Raw genomic sequence first — 13,548 nt, forward strand, 5'->3', positions numbered from 1 at the left:
GCCGATCCCCGGGCAGGCCGCGCTGCTGCTGGCCTGCATGCTGCTGGCGCCGGCCGCGGTTGCGGCACCCGTACAGGACGCGCAAGGCGACGCCGCGCGCGGCGTACTGTTGCGCACGCTCGGTCCGCGCGCGGCCGCGCTGACCCTGCAACGGCAGCCGCGCGGCAACGGCAACGACTGGTACCAGGTCGCCGCCGACGCCGGCACGCTGCGCGTGTCCGGGTCCTCGGAAGTGGCGCTGGCGCATGGCGCGTACAGCTATCTGCAATCGATCGGCGCCGCCTCGGTGAGCTGGGAGGGCAGCCGGGTCGCGCTGCCTGCCGCGTATGCCGATTTCAGCGGGCAGCGCGTGGTCACGCCGTTCGCCTACCGCGCCTATCTCAACGTGTGCACCTACGGCTACACCACGCCGTGGTGGGACTGGGCGCGCTGGGAACGCGAGATCGACTGGATGGCGCTGCACGGCGTCGACATGCCGCTGGCGATGGAAGGCCAGGACTACGTGTGGCAGGCGTTGTGGCGCGAGTTCGGGGTGAGCGACGCGGACCTGGCGCAGTATTTCTCCGGCCCGGCGTTCGCGCCGTGGCAGCGCATGGGCAACATCGAAGGCTACGACGCGCCGCTGCCGCAGCAGTGGATCGACGACAAGCATGCGCTGCAGCTGCGCATCCTGCAGCGCATGCGCGCGCTGGGCATGAAGCCGGTGTTGCCGGCCTTCGCCGGCTACGTACCGAAGGCGTTCGCGCAGGCGCATCCGCAGGCGCGCATCTACCGCATGCGCGCCTGGGAAGGCTTCCACGAAACCTATTGGCTGGATCCGGCCGATCCGCTGTTCGCCAGGATCGCGCAGCGTTTCATCCAGCTCTACGACCGCACGTACGGCAAGGGCACCTATTACCTGGCCGATGCGTTCAACGAGATGCTGCCGCCAATCGCCGCCGACGGCAGCGACGCGCGCCTGGCCAGCTACGGCGACAGCACCGCCAACACGGCCAAGACCGCGCCGCCCGAAGTGTCGCCGGCACAGCGCGACAAGCGCCTGGCCGACTACGGCCGTGCGCTCTACGCATCGATCCATCGCGCCAATCCCGACGCGGTGTGGGTGATGCAGGGCTGGCTGTTCGGCGCCGACCGCCATTTCTGGACGCCGCAGGCGATCGCTGCGTTCCTGCGCGAGGTGCCCAACGACAAACTGCTGGTGCTGGACATCGGCAACGATCGCTATCCGGGCACCTGGAAACTGTCCGACGCGTTCGACGGCAAGCAATGGATCTACGGCTACGTGCACAACTACGGCGGCAGCAATCCGGTGTACGGCGACCTGGCGTTCTACCGCGACGACCTGCGCGCGCTGCTCGCCGACAAGGACAAGCAGCAGCTGGTCGGCTTCGGCGCGTTCCCCGAAGGGCTGCACAACAACTCGGTGGTCTACGAGTACATGTATGCACTGGCCTGGGGCGGGCAGGAGCGTTCGCTGCAGGACTGGCTCGGCGACTACACCCGCGCCCGCTACGGACATACCTCGCCGGCGCTGCGCGCGGCCTGGGACGACCTGCAGGCCTCGGTGCTGTCGACCCGCTACTGGACGCCGCGCTGGTGGCGCAGCCGCGCCGGCGCCTACCTGCTGTTCAAGCGGCCGACGCTGGACATCGGCGAATTCGAAGGCGCGCCCGGCGATTCGCCGCGCCTGCGCCGCGCGCTGGAGCAACTGCTGGCGCTGGCGCCGGAGTACGCCGACGCGCCGCTGTACCGCTACGACCTGGTCGACTTCGCCCGCCACTACGCCACCGGCCGCGTGGATGCGCAGTTGCAGCAGGCGGTGGCCGCGTACAGGCGCGGCGACGTCGCCGCCGGCGATGCCGCCTTCGCCCGCGTGCAGGCGGCGGTGCAGCAGCTCGACGGCCTGGTCGGCGGCCAGCAGGAGACCCTGTCGAACTGGCTCGACGATGCCGCCGGCTACGCGAAAACGCCGCAGGACGCGGCCTACTACCGGCGCGACGCCAAGGCGCAGGTCAGCGTGTGGGGCGGCGAGGGCAATCTCGGCGACTACGCGTCCAAGGCCTGGCAGGGCATGTACGCCGACTACTACCTGCCGCGCTGGGCGCTGGCGATGCAGGCGCTGCGGACGGCGGCAGTCGGCGGCGGCAGCGTGGACGAAGCGGCGCTGCAGCAGCGACTGCGCGCCTGGGAGCGAGACTGGGTGAAGCGCGAGACACCCTACGCACGGCAAGCGCCGGCCGATCCGGTCGCCGCGGTACGCACGCTGCTGCAGCAGGTGGATGCCCGATGAGCGCCGCTTCCGTGAGCATCCCCACCGCGGCGCCGTCGCGCGAACGCTTCCTGTCGCTGGACGTGTTCCGCGGCCTGACCATCTTCCTGATGATCCTGGTCAACACGCCCGGTGCCGGCGCCGATGCGTTCGTGCAACTGCGGCACGCGCCGTGGTTCGGCTTCACCGCCGCCGACCTGGTGTTCCCGTCGTTCCTGTTCGCGGTCGGCAACGCGATGAGCTTCGCGCTGGACCGCGGCCAGCCGCTCGGCGCGTTCCTGCGCCGGGTCGGCAAGCGCAGCGCGCTGATCTTCCTGCTCGGCTTCCTGATGTACTGGTTCCCGTTCGTGCACCAGGGCGCCGACGGCAGCTGGGGCTTCACCCCGATCGACCAGACCCGGGTGCCGGGCGTGCTGCAGCGCATCGCGCTGTGCTACGCGCTGGCCGCGCTGCTGTGCCGCTGGCTGCCGCCGCGCGGACTGCTGGCGGCCTGCGTCGCGCTGCTGCTCGGTTACTGGGCGGCGCTGTACCTGTGGGGCCAGCCGGGCGCGGAGCTGAGCAAGCTCGGCAACGCCGGCACGCGCCTGGACCTGTGGCTGCTGGATCCCGCGCAGCTGTACCGCAAGGACGGCGGCTTCGATCCGGAAGGCCTGCTCGGCACGCTGCCGGCCACGGTGAATGTCGTCGCCGGCTACCTGACCGGCCTGTACGTGCGCCGCGTCGGCAAGCAGGCGCGCACGGTGCGCTGGCTGCTGCTGGCCGGCATCGCGCTGGCGCTGCTGGCGCTGGCCTGGCAGCCGTGGTTCCCGCTGGCCAAGAAGCTGTGGACCGGCTCGTTCGTGCTGCTGACCGTGGGCCTGGACCTGCTGCTGCTGGGCGCACTGCTGTGGGCGATCGAAGTGCGCCAGTGGCGGGCCGGCAGCGGCTTCTTCACCGTGCTCGGGCGCAATCCATTGGCGATCTACCTGTTTTCCGAACTGTTCGTGATCGCCCTGCGGCTGGTCCCGGCCGGCGACAGCGGGTGGGACCTATACCAATGGCTGGGCATCGCGGTGTTCCAGCGGCTGCTGCCGGGACCCTGGGGCAGCCTGGCCTGTGCCCTGGCCTACACCCTGCTGTGCTGGGCGGTGGGCTGGTGGATGGACCGGCGGCGGCTGTACCTGCGGCTCTGACCCGGCGTGCACAGGCCGCGGATTGGTACTATATTGGACATAATGAATCCATACGGTCCGGAGGGAGCACGATGACCAAGCCCAAGCCGGAGGCCGACCCCAGATTGGCAGGCCTGGCCGTGGACCCGAGCGCGCCGACCCCGCTGTACCTGCAGCTGGCCAGCAAGCTGGTCGAGGCGATCAAGGGCGGCCAGTGGAAGCCGGGCGAGGCCCTGCCGGCCGAGCGCCAGCTGTGCGAGCAACTGCAGGTGTCGCGGGTGACCCTGCGCCAGGCGGTGGATGCGCTGGTCGAACAGGGCCTGGTCTCGCGCCGGCAGGGCGCCGGCACCTTCATCACCTCGCATATCCAGCACCAGCTCAGTGGCCTGGCCAGTTTCAGCGAGACCCTGCGTATGAAGGGCCTGGAGCCGGGCACGCGCTGGCTGGAGCGGCGCGTGCGCCCGGCGCACGGCGAAGAGATCCTGCGCCTGGGCCTGTCGCCCGATACCGTGGTGGCGTCGCTGACCCGCCTGCGCAGCGCCGACGGCCGGGTCATGGCCTACGAGAAAGCGGTGCTGCCGCAGCGCACCGTGCCCGATCCGCTGGCCATCGGCGATTCGCTGTACGCCTACCTGGACGCGCAGGGCACCCCGGTGGTGCGCGCGCTGCAGTACTTCCGTGCGATCAACCTGCCGGCGCGGCTGGCCGGGCACCTGGGCATGAAGGAAGGCGAGGCGATCCTGCACGTGGTGCGGGTCGGCTACACCCGCGACGGCAGCGCGATCGAGCTGACCGACACCTATTGCCACAACGACTACTACGACTTCGTCGCCGAACTGCGACGCTGATCGACCGACCCACGCGCCTTTCCGGAGCCCGCCCGCCCATGACCACCGCACGGCCTGCCAGTCCCTTCGCCTCGATCGCCATCGTCGGCCTGCTGTTCTTCATCATCGGCTTCTTCACCTGGATCAACGGCCCGTTGATCACCTTCGTGCGGCTGGCGTTCGACCTCAACGAGGTCAACGCGTTCCTGGTGCTGATGGTGTTCTACCTGTCCTACTTCTTCCTGGCGCTGCCGTCGTCGTGGATCCTCAAGCGCACCGGCATGAAGAAGGGCCTGGCGCTGAGCCTGGTGGTGATGGCGGCGGGCGCGGCGGCGTTCGGCCAGTTCGCCACGCAGCGCTTCTATCCCGGCGCGCTGGCCGGCCTGTTCGTGATCGGCAGCGGCCTGGCGCTGCTGCAGACCGCGATCAATCCCTACATCAGCATCCTCGGCCCGATCGAGAGCGCGGCGCGGCGCATCGCGGTGATGGGCATCTGCAACAAGATCGCCGGCATCCTGGCGCCGTTCCTGATCGGCACGCTGGTGCTGCACGGCGTCGGCGACCTCGCCGCGCAGGTGCAGGCCGCCGATCCGGTGGCCAAGGAAGCGCTGCTGACCGCGTTCGCCGCCAAGATCCACCTGCCGTACCTGGTGATGGCCGGCGTGCTGGTGGTGGTGGCGATCGGCGTGCTGTTCTCGCCGCTGCCGGAACTGAAGGCGTCGGAAGTCAACGCCGCGCCGGTCGGCGCCGGCAGTCCGGCGCAGAAGACCAGCATCTTCCAGTTCCCGCACCTGTGGCTGGGCGTGCTGTGCCTGTTCGTGTACGTGGGCGTGGAAGTGATGGCCGGCGATGCGATCGGCACCTACGGCAACGGCTTCCACCTGCCGCTGGACCACACCAAGCTGTTCACCTCCTACACCCTGGCGGCGATGCTGGCCGGCTACGTGGCCGGCCTGCTGCTGATCCCGACGCTGATCTCGCAGGCGCGCTACCTCAGCATCTCGGCGCTGCTCGGCGTGCTGTTCTCGGCCGGCGCCTATTTCACCCATGGCTACGTGTCGGTGGGCTTCGTCGCCGCGCTCGGCTTCGCCAACGCGATGATGTGGCCGGCGATCTTCCCGCTGGCGATCAAGGGCCTGGGCCGCCACACCGAGATCGGCTCGGCCTTGCTGGTGATGGGCATCGCCGGCGGCGCGATCATCCCGCAGCTGTTCGCGGTGCTGAAGCAGCACTTCGACTTCCAGCTGGTGTTCCTGCTGCTGATGGTGCCGTGCTACCTGTACATCCTGTTCTATTCCCTGGTCGGCCATCGCGCCGGCCAAGCCTCCGCCCGCGCGTGATCGCGCATCATGGGCGTACTTCCCGACGTGCAGGACCGCAGTATGCGTAGACCCACCATCAAAGATGTCGCCGAGCGGGCGCGGGTGTCGTTGAAGACCGTGTCGCGGGTCATCAACAACGAACCGTCGGTGATGCAGGCCACGCGCGCGCGCGTGCTGCACGCCATCGCCGAGCTGGACTACGAACCGGATCCGTCGGCGCGCAACCTGCGCAGCGGCACCCCGTTCGTGATCGGGCTGGTGTACGACAACCCCAACCCGTACCACATCATCGGCGTGCAGAACGGCGTGCTGGCGGCGTGCCGCGAGACCGGCTTCGGCCTGCAGATCCATCCCTGCGATTCGACCTCGCCGATGCTGGCCGAGGAACTGGCCGAGTGGACCCAGCGCTCGCGCCTGGCCGGGCTGGTGCTGACCGCGCCGATGTCCGAGCGCGCCGAGCTGGTCGCGGCGCTGACCGCGCGCGGGATCAAGACCGTGCGCATCATCGCCGCCACCGAAGATCCGAAGGACGGCCCCTGCGTCTACGTCGACGACCGCGACGCCGCCTACGAGGTCACCGAGCACCTGATCCAGCTCGGCCACCAGCGCATCGGCTTCCTGTGGGGCGGCACCTCGCACCGCTCCAGCGGCGAGCGCTACGCCGGTTACGAGGCCGCGCTGAAGGACTACGGCATCACTCTGGACAAGCACCTGGTGGTGCCCGGCGACTACACCTTCGACGACGGCTTCCGCGGCGCGCGGCGGTTGCTGGCGCTGCGCGAACCGCCGACCGCGATCTTCGGTTCCAACGACGAGATCGCCGCCGGCGTGCTGGCCGCGGCCAAGTCGGCGGGCATGAACGTGCCCTACGACCTGTCCATCGCCGGCTTCGAGGACAGCCCGTTCTCGCGCCAGTCGTGGCCGGCGCTGACCACCGCCAAGCAGGCCACCGAAGATATCGCGCGCCACGCCGCACGGCTGCTGATCAGCCAGCTGCGCAGCGACGCCTACGAAGACCATCCGGCGCCGATGCACAACCAGGGCTTCGTGCCGCAGCTGGTGGTGCGCGGCTCCACCGCGCCGATGCAGCCGCAGTCCCGCCGTTCTCCTTCCCCCGATCCCACATGACCCTGCCCATGGCACTGCCCACCGAAACCGAAACCCTGATGTTCCGCGAAGCCGCGGAAACCGCCGATGTCGTCGCCGCGCAGTTCGCGCGTAACCATGCCGTGGTCAGCACGCTGGCCGCGGCGTTGCGTGCCGATCCGCCGCCGTTCGTGGTCACCTGCGCGCGCGGCAGTTCCGACCACGCCGCGACCTACGCCAAGTACCTGTTCGAGACCCAGCTCGGTGTGGTCACCGCCTCGGCCTCGCCGTCGGTGGGTTCGGTATACGAATCGCCGCTGCAGTTGCGCGGCGCGCTGTACGTGGTGATCTCGCAGTCGGGCAAGAGCCCGGACCTGCTGCGCAACGCCGAGGCGGCCAAGGCCGCCGGCGCGCGCGTGGTGGCGCTGGTCAACGTCGAGGATTCGCCGCTGGCGCAACTGGCCGACACCGTGATCGCGCTCGGCGCCGGCCCGGAGAAGAGCGTGGCCGCGACCAAGAGCTACCTGGCCTCGCTGGCGGCGATCCTGCAGCTCGGCGCGCACTGGAAGAACGATGCGGCCCTGCTCGCCGCGCTCGACACGCTGCCGCAGGCGCTGCGCGCCGCGTGGCAGGCCGATTGGCGCCCGCTCACCGACGGCCTGGTCGATGCGCACAACCTGTTCGTGCTCGGCCGCGGTTTGGGCCTGGCCGCGGCGCAGGAAGCAGCGTTGAAGTTCAAGGAAACCTGCGGCCTGCATGCCGAGGCCTACAGCTCGGCGGAAGTGAAGCACGGGCCGATGGCGCTGGTCGGCCCCGGCTTCCCGGTGCTGGCCTTCGCCCAGCCGGACGAAACCGGCGCCGGCACCCGCAGCCTGGCCGAGGAGTTCCGCGGCCGCGGCGCGCAGGTGTGGCTGGCCAGCGCCGACGGCGACCTGCCGCTGGTCGCCGCGCCGCACCCGGTGTGCGCGCCGCTGCTGACCATCCAGAGTTTCTACCGCGCGATCAACGCGCTGGCGCTGCGCCGCGGCTACAACCCGGACCTGCCGCCGCATCTGAACAAAGTGACGGAGACGGTGTAATGACGACGACGGCGCTGCGCAATGCGCGCGTGCTCGGTGCGGATGGATTCCTCGACGGCGTGAGCGTGTTGCTGCAGGACGGGCGCATCGCCGCGCTACTCGACGACGGCGACGCGCGCGTGGCGGCGGCGACGACGCAGCTGGACCTGGGCGGCGGCACGCTGCTGCCGGGGTTCATCGACGTGCAGGTCAACGGCGGCGGCGGCGTGCTGTTCAACAACAGCACCGACGTCGAGGCGCTGCGCCGCATCGGCCAGGCGCATCGCCGCTACGGCACCACCGGCTACCTGCCGACGCTGATCAGCGACGATGTCGAGGTGATGCGCGCGGCGATCGCCGCGACCCGCGAGGCCATCGCCGCCGGCGTGCCGGGCGTGCTCGGCATCCACCTGGAAGGGCCGTACCTGGCGCCGGCGCGCAAGGGCACCCACAACGTGGACAAGTTCCGCGTGCCCGATGCCGCCGAACTGGCGCTGGCCACCTCGCTGGACAACGGCGTCACCCTGATCACGCTGGCCCCGGAACGGCTGCCGGTCGACAGCATCCGCACGCTGGCCGCCGCCGGCGCGCGCGTGTTCGCCGGCCACACCGCCGGCAGCTACGACGAGATCCGTGCCGGCCTGGATGCGGGCGTGTGCGGCTTCACCCATCTGTACAACGCGATGTCGCCGCTGCAGGGACGCGATCCCGGTGCGGTCGGCGCCGCGCTGGAAGACCGCCACGCCTGGTGCGGGCTGATCGTCGACGGCGTGCACGTGCATCCGGCCAGCCTGCGCGTGGCGCTGGCAGCCAAGCCGCGCGGCACGCTGTTCCTGGTCACCGACGCGATGCCGATGGTCGGCGCCGACAGCCCCAGCTTCGACCTGTACGGCGAAACCATCACCGAGGTGGACGGCGTGGTGCGCAACGCGGCCGGCGCGCTTGCCGGTTCGGCGCTGGACATGGCCAGCGCGGTCCGCAACAGCGTGCAATGGCTGGGCGTGAGCCTGGACGAAGCCGCACGCATGGCCTCGCTGTATCCGGCGCAATGCCTGGGCCTGGACGACCGCTACGGCCGCATCGCGCCCGGCTACCAGGCCGACCTGGTGCTGCTCGACGACGCGCTGCAGGTGCGGCAGACCTGGATCGCGGGAGCGGTGGAATAATCGGCGGCGTTGCCGAGCGTGTGCCGCGCGCGTCCGCCCTCGCGCAAGCGGGGGGCGTTCGTCGCCGGCGTGCCGTCGATTTCGATCCAGTTGTGGGAGCGACTTCGGTCGCGACGCGCTGCGCCGTGAATGCAGATCGCACCCAAGCGAAACGCCCTCTAGCCTGAGCCGATGCCTACCGCCGGTTCCGACCTGTTCGCCTTGCCGCCGCACGACGGCCTGCACCGGCTGACGTTGCGCGACGGCCGCGACGCGATCTGCAAACGCCGCCGCGCGATGCCGGCCGATTTCTTCGCCGCCGAAGTGCGCGGCCTGGACGCGCTGCGCGCTGCGGATGGTCTCCGCGTGCCGAAGGTGTACGCGCAGGGCGAAGACTGGTTGCTGCTCGAAGACCTGGGAGCGGCGGTCCCGCATCCGCACTTCGCCCGGCTCGCCGGCGAGGGTTTGGCACGCCAGCACCGCGTACGCGGCGGCCACTTCGGTTTCGACCACGACGGCTACATCGGCGACAGTCCTCAGGACAATGGCGCCGACCGCGACGGGCATCGCTTCTTCGTCGAACGGCGGCTGCGCCCGCAGGCCGAGCGCGCGCTGCGCAACGCTGCGCTGGTTCCCGCGGACATGGCGCGCCTGGAACGGCTGTGCGTACGCCTGCCGCAACTGATTCCGACGCAGCCGCCGGTATTGCTGCACGGCGATCTATGGCAGGGCAACCTGCATTGCGCCGGCGACGGCCTGCCGGCGCTGATCGACGCCGGCGCGGCGCACTACGGCTGGGCCGAGGCCGAACTGGCGATGCTGACGCTGTTCGGCGAACCCGATCCGCAACTGCTGCGCAGCTACGCCGAACACGCGCCGTTGGCGAAGGATTGGCGCGAACGCGCGCCGCTGTACAACCTCTACCATCTGCTCAATCACCTCAACCTGTTCGGTGATGGCTATCTGCAAGCGGTGCGTGCGGTGCTGGCGCGGTATTGATGGCGGTCCGCTGTGTGCGTGCAGCTGGCATATTCGACGCGGCATCTGCGGCCGCTAGCCAATTGTAGGAGCGGCTTCAGCCGCGACGGGCTTTACCGGTAGAGCCCGTCGCGGCTGAAGCCGCTCCTACAGGGGCGTTCTGTAGACAGATAGGCGTCGCGGAACAGGCCGCGTCAGTTCGCAGGCGTGCCGCGCGCTGCACCGATCGCCTTGATCCGCGCCTTCGCCAGTGCCTCGCCGATCTGCGGGCCGCTCAGGCCCTGCGCGGCCAAGTCGCGCGCGTTGACCGCCAGCGCCGCGGCGTGCAGGCGCTGCAGTTCGCGGCCCTGCGGGTAGTCGGCGTCCTCGTTGCCGAGGCGGCCGCGCTTGTCGGCCTCGCATACCAGCGCCAGCTGCGCGATGCGTTCGGGCTTGCGGAAGCCGTCGCAGCGCTGCAGCAGTTCGTGCACGGTGCGGTCGCGCAGCTCGGCCAGGCGATGCACGTTCAAGTGCTCGCGGCAGGCGATCTCGGCCAGCTGGCGATGTTCCTGCGGCAGCTTCAGCCGTTCGCACAGCGCGCGCAGCGGGGCGACGCCGCGCTGTTCGTGCATCACATGCTTCGGCCATTCCGCGGGCGGCGTCAGCGCCTTGCCCAGGTCGTGGGTCAGCGCGGCGAAGCCGATCAGCGCATCGCCCGGCGCCAGCCGTGCGGCCATGTCGCTGACCAGTTCCTGGTGGCGGCCGGTATCGATCTCGGGATGGTACTCGGCGCGCTGCGGCACGCCGTACAGCGCCTCAAGTTCCGGCAGCACGCTGCGCAGCGCATCGGCATCGTGCAGCGTGCGCAGGAACGCCGACGGCTGCGCCGAGGCCAGGCTGCGGCGCAATTCCTGCCACACGCGCTCGGGCACCAGCGTGTCCAGTTCGCCGCTGGCCGCCATCTCGCGCATCAGCGCCAGGGTCTCCGGCGCCACGCTGAAACCGAGCGGCGCCAGCCGCGCCATGAAACGCGCCGCACGCAGCACGCGCAGCGGGTCCTCGCCGAAGGCCGGGCCGATGTGGCGCAGCACGCGTTGTTCGATGTCGCGCACGCCGCCATACGGATCCACCAGCGCGCCGCTGTCCTCGTCGCGGGCGATCGCGTTGATGGTGAAGTCGCGCCGCTGCAGGTCTTCTTCCAGTGTCACCGACGGGTCGGCGTCGACCACGAAGCCGTGGTAGCCGCGCCCGGACTTGCGCTCGGTGCGCGCCAGCGCGTACTCCTCGCCGCTGTGCGGATGCAGGAACACCGGGAAATCGCGGCCGACCTGTTTGTAGCCCAGGTCCAGCATCTGCTGTGGCGTGGCGCCGACCACGACCCAGTCGCGGTCGCCGGGCGGTTGCCCGAGCAGGCTGTCGCGGACGGCGCCGCCGACGAGGTAGATGTTCATTGGGGGCCGGGAATGGGGAGTCGGGAATCGGGAATGGGAAAAGCAGGTTCGCTCGGTCCGATGCCGCCGTGGTGTGCGGACGTCAGTTTCGGCGAGAGCTCGCGCGGTGCGCCGTTGCGATTCCCCATTCCCTATTCCCGATTCCCTGCCGCAGACGCGGCCGCACAGACGAACTTCTTGCGCGGCGCGTCCAGCTTGCCGAGCATGCGGTCGCTGACCGGCAGCGCGTCGCCGTTGAGGCGCCAGTCGTAGATCACGCTGAAGGCGAGGATGCGCGCGACGTATTCGCGGGTTTCCTTGTAGCTGATCGTCTCGATCCAGAAGTCGGCGTCGTGGCCGGGGCGCTGGGTCTGCCAGCGTGCCGCCGGGCCGGGGCCGGCGTTGTAGGCGGCGATGGTCAGGTAGGGCAGGCCGTAGGTGTTCAACAGCTGGCGCAGGTAGGCGGTGCCGATGGCGATGTTGGTGTCCGGGTCGTACAGGCTGGCGGCGCCGCCGTAGCCGGCCAGGCCGAGGTTCCTGGCCACGCTGGCGCCGGTGGCCGGCAACACCTGCATCAGGCCCATCGCATTGGCCGGCGAGCGCGCGTTCGGGTTGAAGATGCTCTCGGCGCGGATCTCGGCGGCGACCCAGGCCGGGTCGATCGCGTTCTTGCCCGCTTCGCGGCGGATGGTGGCGTCGTGGTGCAGCGGGAAGCGCAGCGAATACAGGCGCTGCTCGTCGGGCAGCTTGCCCAGCGCGAACACCGCGCGGTCGAACCAGCCGTTGTCGCGCGCCACTTCCACTGCGATGCGTCGCTGGGTGTTGTCGAAGCGGGTCAGCGCGTCGTTCCATTCGGCCACGGCCCATGCCGCACGGTCGATCTTGAACAGTTCCAGCGCGCGCACCAGTGCCGGATCGCGGGCGACGGCGGCCTGCGCCTGCGCACTGTCGTTGGGTTCCCACGGGCATAGCGCATAGGGCTGCTTGAGCCGGTCGGCGGCCATGAAGCCGTGGAAAGTGGCGGACTTGGCGGCCTCGCGGTACAGCCGCTGCGCCTCGCCGGCATTGCTGGTCTTTTCCGCCAGCCGCGCCTCGAAATACTGCCAGCGCGAATCGTTGCGCTGCGCCGGTGCCATCTTGCGGATCGCCGCCAGCGCCGCCGGCCAGTCGCCGCGCGCCATCGCCTCGCGCGTGCGCCATTCGTGCAGGCGTTCGTCGTAGGCGCTGTCGGGTACCGCGTTGAGCCGGCGCGCCGAATCCGGTCCGTACGAGGCCACCGTCCACAACGCGATCTGGTACAGCACCTCGCCGCGCTGCGCCTCGCTCAGCTGCAGCGCCTGCGCAAATTGCGGCAACTGCCGCTCGGCCGCGTCCGGATCGGTCTTGGCCAGTTTCTCCAGGCCGTCCACCGCCACCTTGCGGCTGCGCTCGGTCTTCGGCCAGGTCAGCGCACGCGTGTGCACCGCGTCCAGGAACGCCGCATAGTCGTTGGCCAGGGCCAGTTCGGCGGCGGGCAGGCCGCGCGCGGCGCTGCGCATCACCGCCGGCTGCTGCGCATCGGCCGCCGCTTCCACCCGCGCCCAGCGCAGCGTGTCGTTCATTCCGCCGCGCGCCTGCAGCACCGCGAATACCGCATCGCAGGCATCGGGCAGCGACTTGCCGCTGCTGCGCCACAGCGCCTGCGCCTCGTCGATCCATTGCGCGTCGGCACGGCCGGTGGCCTGGCGCGCGTTGAGCTGGGCGCAGCGCAGGCCGGTGTTGTCGGTGGGCTTCCAGTTGGCCAGCAGCGCCGGCCAATCCTGGCGCCGCGCCAGCGCCGGCAGCCACAGCGTGCGGAAGCTCTCGGCCACCGGCTGCCCGGCGTAGCGCTTCAGGAAATCCTGCGCCTGCGCATCGGAGATGCGGTCGATGTTGCGGCGCAGGTTGGCGTATTCGAGCCAGCCGTACAGCGGGTGCTGTTTGAATGCGGCCGCTTGCACGGGATCGAACTGGCCGCGCTCGGCGGCGTCGATCGCCGCACGCAGCGCAGGACGTTGGGCGTCCAGGGTCTGGGCGAGGGCAGGGGCGGTGCCGCACAACGCGGCGGCGAGCAGCAGGAGAGACGTGCGCAATTTCATGCGCGGGACTATACCGAACGCCGATGAATCGACGCGGCAAGGGTTTTGCGGCGATGGCGACGCGAGCGCAGCGGAAGGCGTGCAGGGAGCTGCGCCCTTGCCCGCCGGAGCCTGCGCAGCACTGTCGGGCGCGGCGTGGGCGCTGGTTGGATCCGGCCAGCTGCGCTTGGCGTGACACGGTGCATT

At 70.2% G+C, this 13,548-nt stretch carries 10 protein-coding genes; 8 read left to right on the forward strand and 2 right to left on the reverse strand.

Annotated features, from left to right (window positions below):
- The first annotated feature begins 37 nt into the window (after window positions 1-37).
- The 8 genes from JR064_RS10595 (at window position 38) to JR064_RS10630 (ending at window position 9,857) form a co-directional block, all read left to right on the forward strand.
- Window positions 38-2,290, forward strand: coding sequence for an alpha-N-acetylglucosaminidase (locus JR064_RS10595; RefSeq protein ID WP_241092995.1), 2,253 nt, complete (start codon window positions 38-40; stop codon window positions 2,288-2,290).
- Window positions 2,287-3,441: an acyltransferase family protein gene (locus JR064_RS10600; protein ID WP_206229693.1), complete on the forward strand. Its 1,155-nt coding sequence runs from the start codon at window positions 2,287-2,289 to the stop codon at window positions 3,439-3,441. Before JR064_RS10595 ends, JR064_RS10600 begins: the two co-directional genes overlap by 4 nt.
- Before the next feature lie 104 nt (window positions 3,442-3,545).
- Window positions 3,546-4,268, forward strand: coding sequence for a GntR family transcriptional regulator (locus tag JR064_RS10605; RefSeq protein ID WP_179568040.1), 723 nt, complete (start codon window positions 3,546-3,548; stop codon window positions 4,266-4,268).
- Between the two features lie 38 nt (window positions 4,269-4,306).
- The gene (locus JR064_RS10610; RefSeq protein WP_179567291.1) at window positions 4,307-5,587 is read left to right on the forward strand and encodes a sugar MFS transporter; all 1,281 of its coding nucleotides are present in this window, start codon (window positions 4,307-4,309) and stop codon (window positions 5,585-5,587) included.
- 42 nt (window positions 5,588-5,629) lie between these two features.
- Complete coding sequence (locus JR064_RS10615; RefSeq protein ID WP_179567289.1) at window positions 5,630-6,697, forward strand: LacI family DNA-binding transcriptional regulator; 1,068 nt, start codon at window positions 5,630-5,632, stop codon at window positions 6,695-6,697.
- 8 nt (window positions 6,698-6,705) lie between these two features.
- A complete protein-coding gene (locus JR064_RS10620) occupies window positions 6,706-7,734 on the forward strand; it encodes an SIS domain-containing protein (RefSeq protein WP_206229723.1) in 1,029 nt (342 codons plus the stop codon).
- Entirely contained in the window at window positions 7,734-8,879 is a 1,146-nt protein-coding gene (gene nagA / locus JR064_RS10625; protein ID WP_179567287.1) for an N-acetylglucosamine-6-phosphate deacetylase, read from the forward strand. The genes JR064_RS10620 and nagA overlap by 1 nt, the downstream gene beginning before the upstream one ends.
- A 171-nt stretch (window positions 8,880-9,050) precedes the next feature.
- Window positions 9,051-9,857 (forward strand): fructosamine kinase family protein, encoded by an 807-nt coding sequence (locus tag JR064_RS10630; protein WP_206229694.1) that lies wholly within the window; start codon window positions 9,051-9,053, stop codon window positions 9,855-9,857.
- A gap of 173 nt (window positions 9,858-10,030) precedes the next feature.
- Here JR064_RS10630 and JR064_RS10635 read toward each other — a convergent pair whose 3' ends face one another.
- Window positions 10,031-11,266 (reverse strand): multifunctional CCA addition/repair protein, encoded by a 1,236-nt coding sequence (locus JR064_RS10635; protein WP_206229695.1) that lies wholly within the window; start codon window positions 11,264-11,266, stop codon window positions 10,031-10,033.
- A gap of 131 nt (window positions 11,267-11,397) precedes the next feature.
- Window positions 11,398-13,362 carry a transglycosylase SLT domain-containing protein gene (locus JR064_RS10640; protein WP_206229696.1) on the reverse strand — a complete coding sequence of 655 codons (1,965 nt, stop codon included), beginning with the start codon at window positions 13,360-13,362 and terminating at the stop codon, window positions 11,398-11,400.
- Window positions 13,363-13,548: the final 186 nt, after the last annotated feature.

It is taken from the genome of Xanthomonas bonasiae (genome assembly GCF_017163705.1).
GTDB classification, from domain to species: domain Bacteria; phylum Pseudomonadota; class Gammaproteobacteria; order Xanthomonadales; family Xanthomonadaceae; genus Xanthomonas_A; species Xanthomonas_A bonasiae.